General features: G+C 26.1%; 9 protein-coding genes, 1 tRNA gene and 1 pseudogene. 4 read left to right on the top strand and 7 right to left on the bottom strand.

The window, feature by feature from the left end:
- Positions 1-916 precede the first annotated feature (916 nt).
- A complete protein-coding gene (gene aspS, locus A35E_RS00045) occupies positions 917-2,674 on the top strand; it encodes an aspartate--tRNA ligase (RefSeq protein WP_014888633.1) in 1,758 nt (585 codons plus the stop codon).
- Positions 2,675-3,749: 1,075 nt separating this feature from the next.
- On the opposite strand, the gene A35E_RS00050 is transcribed toward aspS, so the two are convergent.
- The 3 genes from A35E_RS00050 to lptM all read right to left on the bottom strand — a co-directional run bounded on the left by A35E_RS00050 (position 3,750) and on the right by lptM (position 7,723).
- Positions 3,750-3,837: transfer RNA gene (locus A35E_RS00050), tRNA-Ser, on the bottom strand.
- A 3,328-nt stretch (positions 3,838-7,165) separates the two neighbouring features.
- Positions 7,166-7,369, bottom strand: a complete 204-nt coding sequence (locus tag A35E_RS03175) for a hypothetical protein (RefSeq protein WP_014888634.1) — start codon at positions 7,367-7,369, stop codon at positions 7,166-7,168.
- Between the two features lie 210 nt (positions 7,370-7,579).
- Positions 7,580-7,723, bottom strand: a complete 144-nt coding sequence (gene lptM / locus A35E_RS03020; RefSeq protein ID WP_014888635.1) for an LPS translocon maturation chaperone LptM — start codon at positions 7,721-7,723, stop codon at positions 7,580-7,582.
- 6,410 nt (positions 7,724-14,133) lie between these two features.
- Between lptM and glmU the strand changes: the two genes are divergently transcribed.
- From glmU to A35E_RS03310, 3 genes and pseudogenes are all read left to right on the top strand, one after another.
- Positions 14,134-15,510, top strand: coding sequence for a bifunctional UDP-N-acetylglucosamine diphosphorylase/glucosamine-1-phosphate N-acetyltransferase GlmU (gene glmU, locus A35E_RS00055; RefSeq protein WP_014888636.1), 1,377 nt, complete (start codon positions 14,134-14,136; stop codon positions 15,508-15,510).
- A 152-nt stretch (positions 15,511-15,662) separates the two neighbouring features.
- Positions 15,663-17,495 (top strand): glutamine--fructose-6-phosphate transaminase (isomerizing), encoded by a 1,833-nt coding sequence (glmS, locus tag A35E_RS00060; protein WP_014888637.1) that lies wholly within the window; start codon positions 15,663-15,665, stop codon positions 17,493-17,495.
- Between the two features lie 2,418 nt (positions 17,496-19,913).
- Positions 19,914-20,183 (top strand): annotated as a pseudogene (locus A35E_RS03310) (peptidoglycan DD-metalloendopeptidase family protein); the annotation flags it as partial.
- Positions 20,184-21,237: 1,054 nt separating this feature from the next.
- On the opposite strand, the gene rpmA reads toward A35E_RS03310, so the two are convergent.
- The 4 genes from rpmA to hslV all read right to left on the bottom strand — a co-directional run bounded on the left by rpmA (position 21,238) and on the right by hslV (position 24,843).
- Positions 21,238-21,495 carry a 50S ribosomal protein L27 gene (rpmA, locus tag A35E_RS00070; RefSeq protein WP_014888639.1) on the bottom strand — a complete coding sequence of 86 codons (258 nt, stop codon included), beginning with the start codon at positions 21,493-21,495 and terminating at the stop codon, positions 21,238-21,240.
- 4 nt (positions 21,496-21,499) lie between these two features.
- Positions 21,500-21,823, bottom strand: coding sequence for a 50S ribosomal protein L21 (gene rplU / locus A35E_RS00075; RefSeq protein WP_014888640.1), 324 nt, complete (start codon positions 21,821-21,823; stop codon positions 21,500-21,502).
- 1,147 nt (positions 21,824-22,970) lie between these two features.
- The gene (gene hslU / locus A35E_RS00080; protein WP_014888641.1) at positions 22,971-24,302 is read right to left on the bottom strand and encodes an HslU--HslV peptidase ATPase subunit; all 1,332 of its coding nucleotides are present in this window, start codon (positions 24,300-24,302) and stop codon (positions 22,971-22,973) included.
- On the bottom strand, positions 24,295-24,843 hold the full coding sequence (gene hslV / locus A35E_RS00085; RefSeq protein ID WP_014888642.1) for an ATP-dependent protease subunit HslV: 549 nt from the start codon (positions 24,841-24,843) through the stop codon (positions 24,295-24,297). The genes hslU and hslV overlap by 8 nt, the downstream gene beginning before the upstream one ends.
- Positions 24,844-25,625 lie beyond the last annotated feature (782 nt).

Below are 25,625 nucleotides of genomic sequence, written 5' to 3' on the forward strand. Positions count from 1 at the left end.
TTAGAAATGCAGATATATAATTTACTTACAAGCAATAATATTAAATATTATTTACATTATTTGATCAGAGTAAGAAATGGCTTATTATATCAAATACTTAAAAACGAGATAAATATCACAATTGAAAAATAAAAACCGTTGATAGGTAAAATAATAAATTTAAGACAACTAAAATATAAACATTTTTGTTTACAATTATGTATTTCTTAATGCTAGAAATATTAGTAAATATTTAGTTTGCTTGTATAACTTATCAGCACTTTACTACTAAAAGTTTAAAAAATGACCACCCTTCCTTAGAATCTTTTTAATTTTAATTACAGTATAGTTTGTAGATAAAAATACTAATACTCATAAAAAAAATAACGTTTAATTTTATTAATATAACTATGATATAAACACCCTAATAATTAAGAAAAAACCTTTAAAAAAACAATTTTTAATAATTACAAATCAATAAATAACTAATAATTTTTTAGATTAAATTTATTAAAAAAACCATTTATATCATCACCCAGTACTAACGCAGTCAAATAAGACATTGTTAATATGAAAAATTTAAAATAATAATCTCAATTGAAAATACTAAAATAATATGAAATTAACTAAAAATCAGTCTAGCAAGCAATTGATGTTTACTATTTTTTTCTAATAAATATTTATTAAATATAAGAAACAATGAGGTTACATTATTTGTTTTCATTAAAAAACGCTAATTATACTAATTACTGTACATCTAACTCTAAGAAGCTTATTCTAAATTTAAGATTTTTTTATAAAGTCTTTATTTTTAAATAATTTAAAATTAACTAATATATTAGTTATCTGCTTTAACTCAGAAAAATCATTAATAAATAAAATCTCTTTCTCATATTATTTCTACATCTACCACATGGATGAATTTCAAGGATATCATATGCGTACTTTATATTGTGGGCAGGTAAACCTATCACATATAACCAAAAAAATCACATTATGCGGTTGGGTTGATCGACGTCGTGATCTAGGTAACCTAATTTTTATCGACATGCGTGATCGGGAAGGTCTAGTTCAAATATTTTTTGATCCCGAATACAAAGATATCTTTGCTCTCGCCACTAAACTACGAAATGAATTCTGTCTTCAAATAAGCGGAATTGTTCGTCTCCGCCCAATTAAACAAAGAAATAAAAAAATAGCTACCGGAGATGTTGAAGTATTAGCTACTGAATTATGTATTCTGAACTACTCTAATCCACCACCCATTGATAATCATAACAATAATAGTGAAGAAAACCGCCTCAAATTTCGTTACCTTGACTTACGTCGCCCTATTATGGCTCACCGCATAAAAACACGAGCGCATATTTCTAGCTTTATTCGCAGCTTTATGGAAACGGAAGGTTTTCTTGATATTGAAACACCTCTGCTCACCAAAACAACACCGGAAGGTGCACGCGATTATTTAATACCAAGCAGGATTCATCAAGGTAAATTTTATGCTTTACCACAGTCTCCTCAGTTGTTTAAGCAATTATTGATGATATCAGGCTTTGATCGTTATTATCAAATTGCTAAATGTTTTCGAGATGAAGACTTACGTGCAGACCGACAGCCAGAATTTACACAGATAGATGTTGAAACTTCTTTTATGACAGCAAGTCAGATCCGAAAATTAATGGAACGTCTAATTTGTAACTTATGGCATGAAATTATTGGAATTGACTTAGGAGTTTTCCCTCAAATAACATATGCTGATGCTATACGTCGTTTTGGATCCGACAAGCCTGATTTACGTAATCCCATGGAGTTAATTGACATAGCTGATCTAGTTAAAAACGTATCCTTTAATGTATTTGCTATTCCTGCTAATAAAACAAATTGTCGCGTTGTTACATTGCGTGTTCCCGGGGGTGCTTACCTTAGTCGAAAACAGATTGATGAATATAGTTCATATAATGGAACATGTGGATCTAAGAAGCTCAATTGGATAAAAGTAAATCAACGCATTTCTGGAATACAAGGAATACAAAGTCCTTTTGCTACACTACTAGAAGAAGTGGTAATTGAACAGATCCTTGTACGTACAGGAGCCACTGATGGTGATCTTATTTTTTTTGGTGCAGATTCGAAAAATCTAATTAATGATGTATTAGGAACACTCCGAATAAAATTGGGATATGATTTAAATCTTACATGTACTGATCGTTGGGCACCTCTTTGGATTGTTGATTTTCCTATGTTTAAAGAAGATGAACAAGGTAAACTCACTCCAATGCATCACCCCTTCACAGCCCCAAAAAACCTAGACACTAAAACACTTTCTACATCACCGATGTCGGCAATTGCTAACGCTTACGATATGGTGATCAATGGTTATGAAATAGGTAGCGGGTCAATTCGTATTTATCAACCTGATATGCAAAAAACAGTCTTTGAGATACTGGGGATCAACGAACAAGTTCAACAAAAAAAATTTAGCTTTTTACTCAATGCATTAAAATATGGAACTCCACCGCATGGGGGTCTTGCTTTTGGTCTTGATAGACTCGTTATGCTATTAACCAACACTAATAATATTCGCGATGTTATCGCTTTTCCAAAAACTACCGCAGCAGCAGATCTAATGACTGAAACTCCGAGTTTTGCTAGTATTGAAATACTTAACGACTTATCAATTATAGTAAATAACTGAGAAAAACACCACTTAAGATTAGGTGGTTTTACAACTTATAAAAACGTTATGTTTCATTTGTTAAAAATATTTTGTCTTGTGAATAAATTATTAATACTCAAAAGGCTATCAAATCATAACTATTCATTAGTTATCAAATTTATAGAAATTATTAAAATACTTGAAAAACTCGAGTTAAAGATATTGCCTTGGCCAACTTTAACCTGATTTTAAAGAATCAAAATTTATAATATAATACAATATTAATATTAGCATTGTCTAATAAACTATATCTATTAAAGTATTCGGACTATAAGATTAATAAAATTGCACTTTTTTAGAAAGATCGCCAATAATATTATAAAACCAGTTTTTACTTAAGTAAAATATAAAACATTTCAGTAAAATAAGATGTAAAAATTTATTTTTTATAAATCTTGACAATCGATCTATAATCGCGTCTAAGATTCATTAAATAAATTAAAATCTTGTACAGAGATAAAATATTAATAAATCTAATGTAACTTTAATGTCTAATATCTATATCATGTGTGAAACATGACATCTGTGTCTACCAATCTCATAACACTTTTTTTAAAATTATCGTTTAATGAGTCAATAACTTTTCCATTAAAAGAAAAGTAAGACTAAATAAAACTCTAAAGTAACTTTAGAAAAACATATAAAATAATTAACGACAACATATGCCTTTTTATTTGAAAAATAAATACAAATAATATAAATTATAATAATTAATATTTAATTATATTTACCATTTTACTTGCATCAAGTATAAAAATATATATATTTCGATTAAGAAAATAAGGTAGTTAACATAAAAAAGTAAAAAGATATCATAATTATGATATCTTTTTATCTATTAATCATATGTAATTAAAAGTTTTTCATATACCAAGGAATGAGATCTAAAAATTAGATGTTTAAAACAATCAATAAGCAATATAGATATTATATGTATATTTTTAAATATATTTTATTTTTTTTTTTAAATTTTTATAATCCTATTTATGTTCGATAGATGCTTTTTTAAGAATATTTTATATATTTATTTAATAAGTATCACTTATCCACATTATGGCGGAGGAGGTGGGATTCGAACCCACGAAAGGTAACCCTTCGCCGGTTTTCAAGACCGGTGCCTTCAACCACTCGACCACTCCTCCATAATAAATGCACTATAAACAGTGTTTATTTGCTTGTAAAGCTCACCTTTAAATTTTTTATTAAAAATATCTATGATTATCTAATATTTTTTTATTAAATCAAATTTTTATTAACTAATTATTGATATGTTTGAACACTGTTCACCACTTTTGGTGATCTTTTTATCACCTTGTTCTTAGAAAGAAAAATTTTTAATAAATATTTTATTTTTATATAAATTTTTTATTATTGTAGACTAATTGGTTATTAGTATAAATAAAAAACACCTATTTTCTCTCCAAAAAAAAAGGAAACTAACACTATTAAATTCATACAAAAAGCTAAATAAAAATTATTTTTTTTTAACGCATAAAAAAAATATATCTAAATAATGCAAAAAAAACAAACGATCATTCAATTCATTTATTTGAGCATGAATATGACAACTGATTCGAATGCTCAACGAACTAAAAAATTTTAGTTATTAAACATTAAGCAGTTATTAACTAAGCATTATTAACTAAGTATATTTATATAAAACTTTTATATTTTTGGTAAAAACAAATTTTAATATTTTTAATAGAATTCAAGATTCAATTAAAATCCTAAATTTATAGATATAAAATATAAGAAACATAACACTTTATTAGTAATAACCTTACAACTAATACACTGAACACTATGAATATAATATTCAGACACTTAAAATGAATTATCAATGATTACATACGGGTTTAATCAAGTAATCTATATCCAATGTTTATCAAAACAAAACTTACTAACAAGCATTCTCTGATCTATTTAAAATAGGACATAATTTAAAAATCTTTTAGATCAAATTTTATTTTATACGATATAAGTATCTAAATATTTTTATGATCCACCTAATATCCTGGATTATTTTTGCCATATTTTTTATTAAAACAAGTAATAAAACTTACCAATAATTCTTTATATTTAATAACAATTTAAAAAAAAGACTATTATTAATGAGCTTTACAGACTATACTATTTTCTACTAGATTCTAGTTTCACATGAAATTTGAATTAAATGATAAGTATTTTGATAAATATATAAACTATAAATTTTAATCATATTAAAAAGAATATATTAAATTTATTTTTTCTTTCAATAATATTTTTATATTACTCCATAATAACACCTGAATCGAGCATCTAATATGCAAAGTCTTCTATCTAGACTCAGAATCTCTATATTTAATAAGACAATTGCCTGTTATCAAACAAAGCTATTAAATCATTAAGTTGTTATCGATGCGATTTAATTGGCAATTTTCAACTTTATTATATTCTTTTTCACACTTAAACAATGCATAATATAACAAAAAAGTAATCTATATCAGGCTGTTTATTAAAAATCTTTACCAATCTAAACTTCTTATGTAAAGAAAAACATGAAGAACGGAACATAAATAGAAGATTATTCTCTTATAAATTAATATTTTATTAAAACCTTTATTAAGAAATTATGATACAGGCAAGGTAAAAACACTGTACTTTTATTCTCACTCTTACTGGTTACAAGAGCTCAAATTTCTAAAATCGAAGAAAATGACTTTTTCTTATAATCACTTTGATAAAAAATGATTTTACAGCAAGGTTTTAAAAAACTTTATTATTTCTCTATTAAATTACAGAAAAAAGATAAACTGAAAAATTCAATATCTTTAATATAAAAAATAAATATTGTATAATAAAACGATCAGCAAGACAATGTTAAAGAAATGTCTATTAATTTTTATGGGGAAGGTATATTAAGATATTAGAAATAATAACTGCTTACCACTAAATGTAAAAAATTTTAGATCTTGTTTTCTTTAAATTACTTCTAATATTTCTCGTCTTTATAATAGTATTGCTTTTATCTTTAACAATATGAAATTTATATTTTTATATAGAAAAGTCTACTTTTCAATAAAACGAAATAAAAAATCTAACGATTATCACTCAATATTAACAATGAACAATTTAGTTTCTTTAAATATTGCTATATTTTTAATACAAAAATATTTTGAATCCGATTCAACTATGTTTAATTATAGTGAAATAATATTAAAACAAAGATCTATTAATAATTTTCAAATTTTTATTTTCATAAAATAAAAATAAATTTTTTATAAAAATTAATCTAGCTATTAACTTTATTAGTCATCATTATTAATAATAAATATGTTATAATAAATGACTTTATTATTTATAATAATTAGTTATGTTTGTTTTTTTTATTAGAAAATTTTTGTACTCCAATTCACAAAGAAAATAATAAAACTTAATATTTAAACATCTACCCTAAGGTAAGAGCGTACATACTTGCTTATCCTTAAACTAACTAGAAATGTCAAGAAAAAGAAATAAAGATTAAGAATAATTAAACTATAACCGAAATATATAGACAACAAATACCATTAACTTAATATACGTAAAATACCGTTTTTATAAATAAACCGTTCTAGTCAATAAAATTTGCTAAAGAAGCTATATGTTTATTAAAAATCTTTATTAAAAAACCTATATTTCATAGTAAATATACTATATCATTTATAAATAAAAAAATATACAATCGTGTTAGCAATAAAGCTACTAAAAAAAACAATATTCTTTGAAATTTTGAAGAATGTGTAAATTATTTTAAAATAAATCTGCTTAATAGCATGTTATTTCTTCTATCAATTTTCTTAGAACTATGAGAATTTATTACTATAAAATTATAAAAAAATAATTTTTTAGTAATAAATTTTAGATAATCAACCCTTTTAATTCTCTAGATTGACTAAATATCAAATATATTTATCATGAATATAAATAACTTCAGCTCTTATGGAGAGAACATACTTAAATCCCACTCCGACTAAATAGCACCATCGAGCACCTATCAGTTTTATTTCTATACGATCTGCTTCTAAACGCCAACTCCTAGAAAATTCCTACCACAACCGTAATGCAAACTCCGATATAACAAAAACTGATATTCATTTCAACTCCCCACATTTATAAATCCGAAAATAAATATGATTTCCTATTAAAATATAAATAATATTGACATTAGCTCTTTCTTAAAAACTTTTATAATTCTCTAAAAATGAACCCAACATTTTGATTAAAACATTATCTATGAATCTATCTACACAAATTAGATAATGCAGGTCATTAAGATAAGCAATGATAAAGCGAAAAATATTTTGATCCTCATACATAATACATTTTTTAATATGCTCTTTATAAGAGAAACACTTTTTATTCGTAAAAATACAATTTACCCATATTAATTTATGTTATATCGACTGTTATTGTACTTAATATTATACGTCGCTTTTTTTTTGTATTGTTCTAAACTTTACATTTTTTATTAAATTTTTTATCTGAATAACCCAAAAAAAAACAACGAACACTATCACCTAACTTCCTCGTTTCATGGCCATAAGGGTTAAAAACACGATAATGAAAATCTAACTCCAAATCATAGGTTGATTCTACTAACTGCCAACACGAAAGCCCTACTTCGCAACGTCTATCTGATAGACGGGAAATCATTCTAGATAAAAATATTTTAGATTATACGATCTACGATCATAGAATCATTTTTAAACCGTTTATTATAGAGATTCCTATATTCCTACTTCACATTAACATCTTATAATATAGAGAGCACCTCTAATACGAAAAAGTCAACTCTCGATTAAAACTGTTTTCTTATAATCTCTTAAGTTATGTTTTTTAATAAAATAGCCAAAAAAATTATTATTAACGTAACAAAGGTGCAGATGTTATTTCATGCTTTTGCATACTTTGGTTGGGAGAGGGAAAGTAAAGTGGACCTTTTAAACCACAACCAGAAATTCCAAAAAGGATTAATCCAAACCCTATAAGACTTAATTCACTTTTCATGCTATTTACTTACCTTTCCTGTTTCTTACTCTATCTTGAATTCCCATCATTTTAGTTAGCATAACAACAATATCATCAATGATATTTTGATCAAAAAAAAAACAATTAAACAAATTATAAACATACAGTTAAAAAGATGTTTAGTCATAATAAGTATTAAATATTATCTACCTTAACATTATCAAGATATGCTATTTGTTGAATAACGGCATTAAATATAAACAAGAAAAATTACAAAATAATGCAATATTGAATACTTCTATTATAATTGATAATATTCTAACACATTTATTAAATTAATTTTAAAAAAACAAACTTATTAGATGTAAAAGTTTAAATATTGATTAAAATTAATAAACTATTTTCTATTTATTTTTTGAGACTTTAATAAAGTTAAACTCAATATCTAGATGTAGACAATCAAACGATTAACTCTATATCTAAGCAAACAAATTCCATTTAGTTCTTCTATTAGATATTTCACTGAAAAATTAACATACTTTTATTTAAGAGTCCACAAACTTAAACTCCAAAAAAAATTTTGATACGTGTTAAATGAGAAATAATTAATATCAAACTGAACATAAGTTCAATCCTGATATCCTCAATATTGTATATCTTCTAAAATTACTTCTTAGATCTTTAGAAAAAACTAAACAATAAAAATTAGTAATACAATTACTATTATACTTTATATTATTAACATAATGATAAATTTTATTTATTAATATTTACATATAAGTTGACATAATAAATCTTTAACTAAATTATATCTTTTATACATACAACATAATAGTTGTTTATCCAAAACAAATATATATTATATGCGCTGCTTTCGTTAGAATAATTAATAAACATTGAATGTAGATTCAATCATCTGTTATACAACACAATCTAATTAATGAAGTGTTACTACTAAAAATCTTAAATCGTATATACGACTTTTAAAAATGAGCCTCTCAGCGTTCTTGAAAACATAATGATATATATATTCTATTAAATTTTCAAACAACTTTTATAAACTTTTATTTTAAAAGAAAAAACTTTTTATGTAAAAATTTTTATATAATTTATTAAATTAAAAAAAATCACTAATCTTTATCGAGGTCATGCAATAAAAATATCGAAGAAAGTAGGGCATGCAACGACGAGAATCATTGTGTTATTTTTTATTGCTCATAGTTCAGTGTAAGGATACTATTATAAAATTCTAATAGTGCGATTTTTTTAAATGTACCTTTTAAAACAATGATTTTTTACTTTTATACAACTTAAAAAATATTTTGATTTCAATTTTAGCTCCCTGATAAGAAATATATCGTCATTTATAACAAGGTGAGTTTATTTGTAATTCATAAAAAATTTTATATTAACACTTCAGTAATCTGCACAATATTTTAAAAAACCATATATTTATATTATATCTGTAGCAATTTTTATCTAACTCGTAGGGCATACGCTCGATATCTAAAATAGAAATAGAATAATCCTTCCGATGAAATCTACTCTCTACTGGAGAATAACTCACCACCTATATAATTCTCATTATATAAGAATTATAATACTAACTATTATATCATATTTATAATCTGATGTAATAAATTTAAATATACGATAAATATCATTTATCTACATTTTCTCCCAGATAACTTAAAATCATTGAATAATTCAATTCTACTAAATATGTTAATCAACAATATAAGTCTTAAAACTTTACTGTTATTCCTATCACCCATCCCATATATTCTATCTGCTATGTGCACTGAATTAATTACACCTGATTTATTTTTTTAATTACTAGATTAAAGATTTTGAAAGCAGCATATCTAATCATCTTATTTTAAGATATTCATTTATTTAACTAAGCAACACAATAAATTTTACTAGAATTAATAAAAAACAGCACCACTTTATTAATATAAAATTAATGTTTTATATGGACGAAAAAAAATAAAGTGATGTTTATCATATAGTATATTTTAAAGGTTTATTTAATATAATTTAAATAGATAATATGTTTATAAAAAATCTAATCTAGATGGAAATCTAAAGACTACTATCGACTTAATAAAACACCTTTAGCATCATAGATTAAGGTAGAATTAATAAAATAATTTACTTAATAGTAAAACTTAAATCTTGAATGTTAAAAGCTCTTAAAGAGAGATAGATTTGAGCACTTTAAAATAATTATCGAAATCCATATACTACCAAATAGATATTTTATGGATTTTTTATATTATGTAGATAATTTTAATAACTATATGTAAATCCAGAAACAGTTTTATTAAAAAAATCTCACTCTTATACCGACATCACAAAAAAAAGTCTAAAATAAAATTATTTACATTTATACTATAAAGAACAATATACATTTATCTACAGGGAAGTGATCAAAGTTTTAGGTAAAAAAATTAAAAAAAACTCTATCTTATTACGATAACAATAGATAATTAGCAAACATTTCATAAAAAATAGCAATATAACATGTTAAATTATTGTACCTTAACTTTCTTTCCCTTGTAAAAAAAACAATTCTATGTTAATATTTACTTTTTACAAAAAAAAGACTTAAAAAAGTTGGAATCATTTATTTTTTTATTTATAAACACACAGTTTCTTATTAACTTATATATTTGAAAATATGTGTATATTTTTTTATCTTAACAATAGATCTTACCATCACTACATCCCAACACCTTTTATAAAACAATTACTATTGCTTGAGCACTATCTTTAAGAATCAAAGTAACCTACGATTTTTTATTGCAAACAGTCTTAATTTATTCCATAATTGCAATATTTCTGTTTAATATCATCAATGTTAAATCAAATAAAAACATATACATTACTATTATGTAATAATTTAACTATAAGCATTAAAAATATTATCAAACATCATAACTAGATATAGTTTTTTTATAATGCAAATATACATTCTATCTCATTAGAAATATTTTACAACACGACAACCGTATTTTATGAACAACTAATAATTTACCTAATCTTGTTTAATTAATTTTTTGTTTTTCTTATACCCTCTAGATAAATTATCACATCTTAATTCTTAAAAATTTCATTTATAATGATTACTGGTATATCTTAAAGGCTAGCTTAATACTTATTCTTGAATTAATTTATTTTTATAAAATTATATTAATTTAAATAGGATGCAATCCTACTATTTATGTCTTCAGCTTCAACAAGAAGCAAAGACAACTTTTGCAGTATAGTAAATTATTTCTTTGTTTTAAGTTCAGGGTATTAATATATTATTTGATAGCACTGATTTATATTGTAATAATATAGACAACGCTTAACAATCAAATCTATTGTCAAGTTAGAAAGAATTATTTAACGTTGTCATATTTTTCTCCTAAAGATGTGTATCTCTCTATGTTCAGAAACATTATAATTTCTATTGCCCTAACAAAAATTTTTTTATAAATTTCTGTAAAATTTTATCTATAAAAGATATAAAAAAATGGTTGGTGTTTAATTTTAATAAGTTGATTATTATCAAGATCAATATATTCTTCTGATATTCAAATAAAAACATTTTTATGCTTTCATATTGTGCTCAAGTTTTATATATCCAAGTAAAATAATGCAATTATTTATATAGGTTTTAAATTGATGTTTAACTGTTTTAGATATTAATGCACTAAATTAGAGATTTTTTAAATACAACTAAATTTATTCTAAAATTTCATATTCATATTAAACTTAATATTACTCTATAAACATCGTAAGCTAACATATAAAAAATGTGAATAATTTTAACTATATTGAACGAATTATTATAAAGAAGGCAGGTTAATATTGTTTAATTTATCTTAACCTAATGAGAAACATTTTATCTCTCTCCACCTCCTGATTTAAGAAAAATAATGACATAGATAATCTTATTAATTACATTCTCTACACCTATATGTTAATTAAATCATATTAAAAATTATATTGCATAATAGTATTAAACTACGTAATATATAATAAAAAAATCAAGTTCTGTTATATCAATAATTATTTTTTTTAATTCTATTATTATCAAAGAATATTTTTATGTTGACTTAAACATTCTTAATACATTTACATTTTTCTCAATTATTATTTTAAATAAATATATGTGCATATACAAACATCATTTTACTTCTAAATAAATATATCTGACGATAAAATGGTTTATAAATAGCCTATTTTAGTTAGACCACAACCGATAAAGACTCTCAATCTTTAATAATATAAGTTAGTATAACTAATTATGATTAATCTCTTAATCATATAAACACGCAACGTTTGCAAAAAAATATATATATCATATTTAAATATATATATATATTATACTATATTATAATAATATAGTCCATATTAAAATTCTATTTTTCCTATAAATGTAGATAAATGAAAAAATAGAATCCTTATATAAACAAATCATTAAGAGATATTTGTATTTTATATTATATAAAAATAAAAAATAAAACTATTCATCTATAAATAAAAATAAATGTAATAAAAACATCCTCACAATTAACAAACAACATAATACTACTTAACTAAAGCGAATAAGTTATTAGATATATAAAACGGTTTTACTAATTTTTAGTATACTAAATTTATTCAACAAGAAAACAAAAGATTTTCTTTATAAAAAAAATTTAACGATAATTATTTTTTTCATTAAAATTTATAACTTTATAGCAAAGATATTTACAATTTTATTAAAAATTTACAAAGTTAAAAACTTTATAAATTCACTTAACTATAATAAATCAATGTCTTAAAAGAAATCTTTAGAACAATCTATCTTAATAATAAATGTATTGATTATATTAAATATAACTGATAGTTTTTCATATTTAAACATAAATCTATCTTTTATATTGTTATTATTAATTCTTTATCTTGATCTTTCTTATTAAATTTTAATATACTATATTTATCTATGTTTTTTCAACATAATAAAACTTTAGTGAATCTTTAAATTAACAAATAATTATCGCAAAATAAAAACAACTTTAATCAATATGTTAGATTTTCAAGCAGATAAAATTCAAAAACCTTATCATGTCTGTAATAACGAATTAAAATCTTTGATTTGTAATTAAGATTCAATGCAATTCAACATTAAATTATTACAATAAAATATTTTTATTTAAAATATTAAAACGCTAAACTTTAAAATAAAATTTCTTCATTAATTATATTAACTAAAAAAACAACATTATTTAATAATCAATTTAATACAACATATCTATAATTCTTATTTTCTAAAATAGGTATCAATATTGAGTAATAATCTAAATAAAGACATAATATTTATATTAAAGTTCCATATCTATCTTCATAGAAAAAACTAAAGTTATTTGAAATCATCAATTAGAATAAACTACCTAGAAAAAAAATCACGAATACCCGAATTTCCTCTATAAACTTTTGTGACTAAATTAAAAATAATCTATTTCATTTTATTTCTTAACCATCATGTCAATTGTGCATTCATGTCTACTTTATATAATAAAATTCATTCAATAGACTAACAAAAGCATAAACAACTGTACTTGTAGTACTTTGATTATCTTTTCACGTATGAAATAAAACAAATACGCTCATTTATTTTTCTATAAGATAAAAATGCAATATTAGATATGATTTAAATAATAAATTTCACTAAAAATTTTAAAAAACATCACTTACATGACATAATAGAATCTACGAGAAATCAACTTCTTCTTATCAATCATAAATAATAAAAAATTATCTTGATTTAGCAAGATTATATACAACCATATTAATTAATATACAACTATAATATGCAAATCGTAAAACCACACTTCTTATTTGTAGAAAAACTAAGATAAAGGGATGATAGACAAAAAAAAGGACTAGCATCTTGTTAATAATCAATCTAAATTAATTGAAACTAAATTACTAAATTTATTTACAATACAATCATTATACTATTGACTACCAGCAATGTCAGATCTAGTATATTTTTAATAAAAATCAAAGTTATTGAACTCAAAAAAAAAGAAAACTTTTCAACAAGTATTAATTTTATTACAGACTATTAATTAATAGAATTTTATACGATAAAAGATCAATCTCTTTCAAGATGAATATCTGATAGAAAGTAATCAAGTTTAATTAAAAAATTTTTACTAAAATAAAATCAGGAGTTATGGAGTTAGCAGCAACCTTATATTATCGCTAAAGAGGGTCTCCCCCCTATTAACATACATATATTGTATTTTCAATTTCTTGCTATAATACTGTTTAATATTTTTATATTACATAACCTCAACTTATGTAAATCGCTTATTCAAGATCCTTGAATAGCAGAATATATAGAAAAACCGCTGTAACTATCACTATTCTAATAATCTGATAAATAGGGTTCTATTAAGATAGTCATGTCAAATAGAGCATTAAACGTAGTTATCCTTGCAGCAGGAAAGGGAAATCGTATGTTTTCTGATTTACCAAAAGTGCTGCATCCTCTTGCAGGAAAAGCGATAGTGCAACATGTAATAGACACTGTTATCAAGCTTCATCCAGCTTATATTCATCTAGTCTACGGTCATGGTGGTGAGCTTTTGCGTAAACATTGTGCTAAACAAAGTGCACCTATAAATTTGGTGCTGCAACGTGAACAATTCGGCACTGGCCATGCCGTTCACCAAGCTTTAACCCACCTGCAAGACAAAGAAACAGTTTTAATTCTTTACGGCGACGTACCTCTTATCTCTCTCGAAACACTGCAACGTCTACTTATAATACAACCTCCAGGGGGGATTGGTCTAATCACAGTTACTCTTAATAACCCTGGAGGTTATGGCCGTATCTTGCGTGTTAATGGTGCAGTCACTGGCATTATTGAAGATCAAGATGCCAATAAAGAACAAAAAAAAATAAAAGAAATAAATACTGGCATTCTTGTTGCTAATGCTAAAGACATTAAATCTTGGCTCAGCCGATTAACTAACAAGAATGCACAAAACGAATTTTATTTAACAGACATGATTTCCATAGCCTGGAAAGAAGGTTGTAAAATTCATACAGTACAACCTAATCGAAAAACTGAAGTAGAAGGCGTAAATAATCGATTACAGCTTGCTAGACTAGAACGATGTTTTCAAAAAGAACAAGCAGAGCGACTACTATTAGCAGGTATAACCTTATCAGATCCTGATCGTTTCGATCTGCGCGGTGAATTACACCATGGTCGAGATGTGTTTATTGATCAAAATGTTATTCTAGAGGGAAAAATTACTTTAGGTGATCGAGTGATCATTGGAGCCGGATGCATTCTAAAAAATGTGTTGATAGGTGATGATGTGATCATAAAACCTTATACAATCATTGAAGGAACTCGAGTAGCGGCACGCAGTAGTCTCGGCCCTTTTTCTCATCTACGACCTAACAGTGAACTAGAAGAAGAGGTGCATATAGGAAACTTCGTAGAACTAAAACAAGTACGACTAGGTAAAGGCTCAAAAGCTGGTCATCTTAGCTATTTAGGAAACGCCGAAATTGGTGAAAAAGTTAATATTGGGGCTGGAACTATCACATGTAATTATGATGGAACCAATAAACATAAAACTTGTATTGGGAACAATGTTTTCATTGGTTCTAATACCCAACTGATAGCACCGGTAACTATTGGCCACGGTGCTACTATAGGTGCATCTACCACTGTCACACAAGATGTTTTAAAAGATGAAATGATTATCAGCCGCATACGTCAATTCCCTATACCTAACTGGAAACGACCCATTAAAAAAACATAAAAAAAAGGGGGGGGGGAAATCATACCTTGATTACAGGTAGATTTCTAATCTTTCATGTTAATAAAAAAGAAAAAAACTGCTGTATGATGCAGCAATCAAATTTTTCTATCGCATCACAACACGTAACTTCCATTTAATCAGGGATAAATGAGATGTGTGGAATAATAGGCGCAGTTGCGCAACGTAATGTTGTCGAAATTCTTTTAGAAGGATTACGTCGTCTTGAATACCGTGGATATGATTCTGCGGGAATAGCAGTTCTAGATAAAAACATGCACCTACAATGCCTACGCCGCGTAGGAAAAGTGAATAACTTAACCGATGCAGTAAATGCTAATCCATTATTCGGAAGTACTGGAATTGCCCATACCCGTTGGGCAACTCATGGAACAGCAACAGAAAGAAATGCTCATCCACATATTTCCGGAAATATCGTTGCTGTTCATAATGGCATAATAGAAAATTATAAACTCTTACGTGAGCAACTTCGATCATGCGGTTATACTTTTATCTCAGAAACTGATACAGAAGTCATCGCTCACCTGATTCATTGGGAGCAATCCCATACAAACGGTATACTTGTCGCGGTAATGCAACGAGTAGTCAGCTCCCTCCGTGGCACGTATGGGGCAGTTATAATGGATGCTAGAAATCCTAATGTATTAGTCGCAGCACGTTCTGGTAGTTCATTGGTTATCGGCCTAGGTGTTGGCGAAAACTTTTTAGCTTCCGATCAACTAGCGTTACTACCAATCACAAGACGCTTTATTTATCTTGAAGATGGTGATATTTCAGAGATAACTTGCCATACAGTTCAGATATGGAATAAGAATCACCAAATTGTACATCGACCAATAATCGAATCTGATATCAAATACAACTACGGAAATAAAGGGATTTTTCGGCATTACATGGAGAAAGAAATTTTTGAACAACCTGAAGCAATTACAAATGCTCTAGAAGGACGTGTCAAAAAAGGAAGAGTAATCCTTACAGAATTAAATGAAGATAAAAATGCAATATGGAAACAGCTAAAACATATACAAATTATTGCTTGCGGTTCATCTTATCATTCTGCAATGGTAGCCCGATACTGGTTCGAGTCGTTAGCTGGCATACCCTGTGATGTTGAAATTGCTTCTGAATTTCGTTATCGAAAAATCGTAGTCCGCCAAGGAAGTTTATTAATCAATCTATCTCAATCTGGCGAAACCGCTGATACACTCGCTGCTCTTCGATTAACAAAAACACTGGACTATCTCGGATCACTGGCTATTTGTAATGTTACAGATTCCTCTTTAGTTCGTGAATCAGATATAGCACTAATGACTCGGGCAGGACCCGAAATTGGCGTGGCTTCTACTAAAGCATTTACTACGCAACTGATAGTATTATTAATGCTGGTATTACGTATTGGTCGCCTACGTGGTATGAGCAAATGGCTAGAATCAGATATTGTGAATGCACTACAAACATTACCGACCCATATTAAACATATACTTTCTTTATCTAAATCTATTCAAATTATAGCGGAAAGCTTCTTCGATAAAGAAAATGCCTTTTTTTTAGGTAGAGGCGAACTCTATCCTATTGCGATGGAAGGAGCGTTAAAATTAAAAGAAATATCTTATATCCATGCAGAAGCTTATGCTGCTGGAGAACTCAAGCACGGTCCACTGGCATTAATTGATGTTAATATGCCAGTTATTGTAATAGCACCAAACAATAAACTATTAAAAAAAGTAAAATCTAATATTGAGGAAATAAGTGCACGAGGTGCTCTATTATATATATTTTCAGATCAAAATGCTGGTTTTAGTCCAAAAAGAAATATGAAAGTTATATCTTTTCCAACTATAGCGCAGAGCGTAGCACCTATTTTTTATAGCATACCAATGCAACTATTAGCTTATTATATCGCCCTAATTAAAGGAACTGATATTGATCACCCCCGAAACTTAGCTAAATCCGTAACAGTAGAATAATCTTATTAAATATTAATTCAATTAAAAATTAATAATTAATTAATAACGCTCTGTTATATACAAATTAAAATGATTAGTGAGTTTTCATGCACTTGTTTTATATAAAAGGATATTAATTTAAATTGTTTTATATTTTTCTTTTAAAGAAAAATAAACCGTTGTGTAAAATTTTATTTTCTGATAAGTTGAATGTTTCACATATAAATTTATATATAATTTTATTATTTAAATAAAAATTTATTTTTATATAGCGTAATTATATCAAACAATTGATTCTAATCTTATTGCTATAAGATTAAAATCATCAACTTTAAATAAAAATAAAAAAAATTAACCATTAACATCTTAAAACAATCAATTTTATTTTAATAAATTGCAATCTTATATAAAAATTATAAAATAGCTATTTTAAGTAAGTTACTATTTACATAAGATTAACACTTAAATTAATTGAAAATTTTTCAAAAAAAATGACAAACAGTGGGATAAAAAAGCAATTCACTAATATATTAAAACTATCTACCCATACTAGGTTTATTAGAGACAACAAGGTTGTTATGTTCTTTCTTCGTAAAAATCACAATCCTCTACAAAGATACTTTTTTTTATAAACAATATTTTATTTTTAGCACTCCCGATAATTTTCAAAATTTAACTATCACTTAAAGCTTGATTCTTATCAATTATCATATTTCTTTAAATTAATATCATTCTTATTAAAGATAAAAATGTAGATATAAGATGTATTAACTTTTATATGATTCTTAAAATTTTCAAATATCATTATCGGTAGATAAATACTTATTTTAATGTTTTATGTAAATATTACCACTAATTCTAAAATTACGGCAAGCTGCATAACTAACCGTCTTTAATAGTAATGACTATAAGATCTTTTTCATTAACTTTTCTTTTTTTTCTTCATCTCAAGATAATTAGAATATTTTTATTGAAAAAAATAAAAAAATATAAAACTGTTTTAGCATTCCATATTAATCCTGAAACTATTTTTATAAAATTTCTACTTATATAGTATACCAAAAAAAATGAAAAAGCTCTACTTCTTTAACGTTTTATAAACAAAATTAAAAAGATTCCCTCCAACTAAAAGGATAAGTTAAAAGAAAAAAAATTCACTATAATGTAAGTTGTTAATGATATCTTAATATTAACTTAATAATTTACTGTTCCGTTTAAATCTATTTCTAACCATGCTAACACTCCATAATTCTTCAACTCATTTTACTTTAAGAGCAGTTTTTGAATCATCAGTATATTATAAAAATTAATTTATTATGTTAGGATATAGTATTTTTACTAATATTAGAAGTTGTGATTAATCTGATAATTTTATAAAAATAACTTTTTATAGAAAGATCTTATTAAATATAAAAACAAAAAAAACGAATACTTCGTTATTAAAATAACAATAAAAACATCAATTAAAATAATATACTCGATTGTATGATAGGAAATATAAGATTAAAAACTATCTATATTGCTTATAGAAAAAATCAACATCGCAACACAAAAATAAGAGCACTATTATATATCTGTATTCTATGCTTCTTAAATATAAGCCATGCGGACAGTAACATAGAAAAATTGAAAATTATACAGAAAAATATTTCTTTTAAAGAAGATGCTCTTCAGAAGCAACAACAACAACATACAAAATTAGTTTCTTATTTAAAAAATCAAGAATATTCCATTAATAAGTCGGTAAGAGTCCTGCGCCATACACAGAATACTTTAAAAAAGCTAAAATCTGATATTGATCATCTTGCTCTCTCCATTCATCAATTACATGCATATAAAACCAAACACAAACAATTGCTAGCACTACAATTAAATATAACTTTTCGAAAGGAGTCAGACGCAAAATCTAAACTTATCTTCAATAATCAAGACAACTTATACAATAAACGCATGCTCATCTATTTATGGTATTTTAATGCAGAACGTAGTAAAAAAATCAATAACCTGCATCATGCCAAAAGTTATTTAGAAGAAAGAAAACACTCACTAGAAAAGAAAAAATATGAACAAAAACTATTTTTACAACTTCAAAGAAAACAACAAATAATCTTAGAACGTAACCGTAATAATCGAAAAAAAGCTTTAGAAAATCTTAATTTATCTATCGTGGAAAATAAAAAATGTTTAGAAAAACTCTACCAAAACGAAATACAACTACGTAATACTGTTACATCTGTTAAACAAAAAAACATAACTAAGAATTTAAACAATAACGATATGTCGACACGCAATAAGGATCATTTGATCACTTATACTGGGGGTTTAGGTCGACCAGAGAGACGAAAATGTTGGCCAGTGCAAGGCTGTACTGTTCATAGTTTTGGTGAGCCTCAACAAGGAGAATTATATTATAAGGGGTTAGTAATTTCAGCTAAAGAAGGTAGTGAAATAAGTTCTATTGCTTCTGGTCGTGTAATAATGGCTGACTGGTTACAAGGATATGGTTTAATGATCGTTATTGACCACGGAAAAGGCGACATGAGCCTTTATGGCTATACTAAAAATGCATTAGTAAATGTTGGAGAAAAAGTAAGATCTGGTCAACCTATTGCTCTAGTAGGAACTAATAATAATGAAAAAATATCGTCGCTCTATTTCGAGATTCGTCGCCAAGGGCAAGCTATTAATCCTATCCTCTGGTTAAGATGATTAACTAATACCATAATAATTTCATCATACAAATAATAACATAAAATTATATTGTTAATAAAAATTTAACTTTATTTTTAATAAAACTTAAAATACATATAATGTTTATTATGAGTAAAATTAATTTTATCTAAATTATAGATAAATTTTATATTCAAGCGGATGTATTGTTTTGGTTATTTAGATGCTTTAAGATTATTAAAAATATTTTCATCAATCACTTTTATCATAACTATTATCTTACGTTCTGCATTGGTAAGTATGTATTTTATATCTTTTAAACACCACCAGAACATAGAAGTTTTAAATAGGAAAATTATTTTAAAGAGTATTTTACATTAATTGTTGTAAAAAACCGGCTTTCATTTTTTTTAAGAAGTTATTATCAATAAATATAATGTATATATGATCGAATAATATTTTTAAGAATCTTATTTTTAAAGAACTTACTTTATTAAGATAACTTAAAGATTCAAAAATATCTGACAATACTGAAAAGTAAATATTAATTTTAGATAATTTTATACAATTTTATTTTAAAATACCCACGTTTTAAACTAAATTTTTTATATATCTAACTTACATATCGACATATATTTTCTTATTTTCATAACAACTTTCTACCCAATAATCACCAGCCATTGAATTTTGGCATAAATTATACGGGCAAAAATTATTTTTATTCGTTTTAATAAAAAAATTTTACGTGATGTAACACTAAAAAAAACAAAAAAAAATTAAAACGTGTTTTTATTAGTAAAATATCAAACATTATTATATTCAATAAATAAAAAAATCGTTATTCTTATAACAGTCTTGTTTTTGTCTACTCCTAACTATTTATCTAAATTAAACAATAATTTTTATATACAAAATTTTTTTTAAAACGAAAAAACTAAAACAGTTATTTTTAACGTTAGAAATTCAAAAATAAACTTTATGAATTTATAAAAAAAATAAAAAATAATATCTACTATAATTTTTTAAAAGTAAAAAGAATTTACAAAAAAAAATTTTAAAAAAAATTATATTATTTTTTTTTGAACAAAAAAAATTAACTAATAGTTATATTAATAAATTTACGTTTCTTTAAACCTTTCGTTTCAAATTGAACTTTTCCTTTTTTTAAGGCAAAAATCGTATAATCTCTTCCACATCCTACATTTTTTCCTGGATGAAAGTAAGTTCCACGCTGACGAACAATAATGCTTCCGGCATTAACCATTTCGCTACCAAAACATTTTACTCCAAGTCGTTTACTTTCTGAATCACGACCATTTCGTGTAGAACCACCAGCTTTTTTATGTGCCATAAACCTACACTCCTATTAAACCATGAACGCCAATTATTTTAACCTCAGTAAAGCATTGACGGTGCCCTCGCTGTTTACGAAAATGCTTACGCCTACGAAATTTTAAAATCATTACTTTATGACTTCGTCCATGAGTCAAAACTTCTGCTATAATTTTTATATCTTTTATAAAAGGTTGACCTATATGAACATTATTATTTTTAGCAACCATCATAACTTTTTCAAAATTAATAGTTTTACCGATTTCAACATCTAGTTTTTCAAGTCGAACAGTCTGCCCTACACTAACTCTATGTTGTTTACCGCCACTTTGGAAAACTGCATACATAAAAAACTCCAGTTTTGCATACGCCATCTACAATCATTTCAAAACATTTCGATATTTTAACATATATGCATACATATACAGTTAAAGATTATTAAATAAGAAGTATAATATACATAAAATGTAAATTTTATCTAGTTATATAACTACTCTTATTTAGTAAAGCATTGTTGAATCTCAGAAGAATAAGAATTTATTTAAACGAAACAAAAATATAAAATAAATTTTTAGGAAAAGTAAATCTTTTAATCATCTATCTCAAATTAAAAATACCACACAAATACATTTTTATACAATCAATATAAATTATTTAATAAAAATACATTAATGCTTATTGTATCTATAGTATTAATCATTTATTTCTAATTAACTTATATTTCTAAAACTGTATCATAGGATTTGTTAACGACATATAGAGTTTTTTCTCAAAAAAAAACGACACTTTCATATAAAACCAATTCACTTATACACACGCGCTTTAATTATTAAACCAGATACCACTAAATTTATCTTAAATATTTTATTTATCAAAATAGATAATTTTTAAAAGTTTTAATCACGTCTGTTTTAAAGTATCTTTTTTAGCTCAAGGCGAATTAGGTTCTTTCGAGATGCTATATTGTCTTTCGACCAATATTTGTTAATCTCAACATCTTCTTTATTAAAGAATCATAAAAATTTGTTGGGTGATTTATAAAACAATATAATTACAAGAAATATTTACCATACTTATGGTAGCTCTTTAACTTCAACAACATTTTACTACCATATAAATTTAGACCTTGCTTCCCATGTTTCTCAACATTAGATTTCAAATCTAACATCTTATTAAGAGTTAATATTATTTTTATTAAAAACATACCTTTTTAAGTATACATAAATAACTTACATATATTATATGAAACATTCATTGTAAATATAAAATGATTAATAATAATACTTAAAAAAATCGTATACACTATTTTGAATAAACTCTCTTATTTGTATATAAAACTCTTAATTGATAAAATCACTTTATAAAAAGTTGCTTTTATTTAAATTCTATGTTGTACATACAGAATGTTATAAAAAATTATATACACTAATAATTATAATTGTCTATTACAACAAGTTGTTATAGCATAACAAAATATTCAAGGTTAAAGAAAATCTAAAGAATGAAACGACTTAAATCTTCGTTAGACACTAATTCATCTAGATATCGATGAATATAAACAGAATCTATAACAATAGATTTACCATTCCACTCACTAGCATCATAAGAGATATCTTCCATTAAACGTTCTAACACAGTGTGCAAACGACGAGCACCTATGTTTTCAGTACGCTCATTTACCTGCCAAGCTGCTTCAGCAATCCGCTTAATAGCGTCTGCGGTAAAGCTAATATTCACTCCTTCAGTTGCCATGAGTGCGATATATTGAGTGGTAAGCGAAGCACTTGGTTCAATTAAGATCCGCTCAAAATCTTTAGCTGTCAATGCCTCAAGTTCAACACGAATCGGTAAACGACCCTGTAATTCAGGAATTAAGTCGGAAGGACTAGCAACCTGAAAAGCACCAGAAGCTATAAACAAAATATGATCAGTTTTTACCATACCATGTTTAGTAGAAACTGTACACCCTTCTACTAATGGTAGGAGATCTCTCTGCACTCCCTCTCGGGAAATATCTGGTCCCGAAATTTCACCCCGCTTGCAAATTTTATCAATTTCATCAATAAATATAATACCGTTCTGCTCTACCGATTCAATTGCTGTTTCTTTCAAGTCTTCTGGGTTGACTAGTTTAGCTGCTTCTTCTTCTACCAATAATTTCATGGCTTCTTTTATTTTTATCTTTCTCAGTTTATGTTTGCGCCCTGCTAAGTTTTTAAACATAGATTGTAATTGATGTGTCATCTCTTCCATTCCAGGGGGCGCCATAATTTCTATACCTATTGGTGCCGCCGCAAGATTAATTTCAATTTCTTTTTCATCCAACTCACCTTCTCGCAGTTTTTTTCGAAATTTCTGGCGTGCAATAGCAGATTCACTTTTCTCTTCTATTTGATCAGAAGTATTTCTCGCTAATTGATTTAAAACATCGAGGACCCGCTCTTCAGCTAATTCTTCAGCCCGAAAACGATTTTTTTCAATAGATTGCAGACGAATCATTTTAACAGCAGCATCAGTTAAATCACGAATAATAGAATCCACTTCTTTTCCTACATAACCTACTTCTGTAAATTTTGTAGCCTCAACCTTAATAAAAGGAGCGTTAGCTAATTTCGCTAAACGACGGGCGATTTCTGTCTTACCAACTCCAGTAGGACCAATCATAAGAATATTTTTTGGAGTCACTTCATGCCTCAGTGTTTCATTTAATTGCATGCGACGCCAACGGTTACGCAAAGCAATAGCAACAGCTCTTTTAGCATTATGTTGCCCGACAATATAACTATCGAGTTCACTGACAATCTCCCTAGGCGTCATCTTAGACATTCTTTGACTCCTTCACTTTTGACATTAATTCTTCAACAGTATAGAATTTATTTGTATAAATACAAATATCACCTGCAATTCCTAATGCTTTTTCTACAATCTCACGTGCACTTAGTTCGGTATTTTCTAATAATGCACGTGCAGCTGAATGAGCATAAGGACCGCCAGACCCAATAGCAATGAGATCATTTTCAGGTTGAATGACATCACCACTGCCTGTTATCAATAGCGAGTCTGATTCATCACCGATTGCTAGCAACGCTTCTAGACGACGTAATGCCCGGTCGGTACGCCAATCTTTTGCTAATTCAACTGCTGCTTTCACTAAATGCCCCTGATGGAGTTCTAATTTACGTTCAAACAACTCAAACAGAGTAAAAGCATCTGCAGTGCCACCAGCAAAACCAGCAATAACTTTGTTATTATAAAGACGTCGAACTTTACGTACATTACCTTTTAGGATCGTACTACCTAGAGTAGCTTGTCCATCACCACCAATGGCAACGTATCCTTTATGACGCACGCTTACAATTGTTGTCAAGACCTACCTCATTTAAATAGAAACAGTAATTTATTCGTAAAATATTAAAAAATTGATAATTATCATAAATAACAAGTATTTTAATAAGTAAATAATTAAAAAAACTTATTTTTATAAATTTTAATTATAAAGGAGATATCCTGTCTTATCCTATATAATTGTATAGCATTTTTAATATGTTCTTTATAATACGACTTTTAATTACTATTTAAAAACCAGTATGAATTAATGTAAGAGAGTATAATCGGCGATTCATCTAATACAATTTTTCAATAAAATCAAATTCTAATTTTTTGGCAATTGTCTACTAAGTATATCCTATTGAGTTAGGTAAATTAAATCAATCTCTAATTTGATTGTTTTTTTATTCTTTAAGAAAGATATATATTATTTGTTAATTTATTGTATTATCTTTCAGTAAAATTTTTTTTTAGATTTAACTGAGTTTTAAAACCACAAACATTAATTTTGATTCCTAGATTCTTTTGTGCAGATTGCTAAATAAAAGAGTAAGGTTAATCTAATATATTTAGATACGTAAAAATAAATTTACCATTATACTGTTTCATTATTATACTAATATTCATATAGATTTATAGATTTTTAAAATATCTGATCTCCGGCTTTCATTTGATTAAGCAATTAATGTTACTCCTATGTTGACATTAAACCCCATTGCAAGATGTTGAGTGGTTTTCTGACTTATATAAAACTATGACAATTTTCTAGCTCTATATAATCTTCTTTTGGTGTAGAGGTAACTTATTACTAACATTCTTATT

The organism is secondary endosymbiont of Heteropsylla cubana (assembly GCF_000287355.1).
Lineage (GTDB): Bacteria > Pseudomonadota > Gammaproteobacteria > Enterobacterales > Enterobacteriaceae.

Excerpts from the sequence above, each read along its gene's own strand:
- hslU (WP_014888641.1), bottom strand. The coding sequence starts at position 24,302 with ATGTCTAAGATGACGCCTAGGGAGATTGTCAGTGAACTCGATAGTTAT.
- rpmA (WP_014888639.1), bottom strand. The coding sequence starts at position 21,495 with ATGGCACATAAAAAAGCTGGTGGTTCTACACGAAATGGTCGTGATTCA.
- lptM (WP_014888635.1), bottom strand. The coding sequence starts at position 7,723 with ATGAAAAGTGAATTAAGTCTTATAGGGTTTGGATTAATCCTTTTTGGA.
- rplU (WP_014888640.1), bottom strand. The coding sequence starts at position 21,823 with ATGTATGCAGTTTTCCAAAGTGGCGGTAAACAACATAGAGTTAGTGTA.
- aspS (WP_014888633.1), top strand. The coding sequence starts at position 917 with ATGCGTACTTTATATTGTGGGCAGGTAAACCTATCACATATAACCAAA.
- glmS (WP_014888637.1), top strand. The coding sequence starts at position 15,663 with ATGTGTGGAATAATAGGCGCAGTTGCGCAACGTAATGTTGTCGAAATT.
- glmU (WP_014888636.1), top strand. The coding sequence starts at position 14,134 with ATGTCAAATAGAGCATTAAACGTAGTTATCCTTGCAGCAGGAAAGGGA.
- A35E_RS03175 (WP_014888634.1), bottom strand. The coding sequence starts at position 7,369 with ATGATTTCCCGTCTATCAGATAGACGTTGCGAAGTAGGGCTTTCGTGT.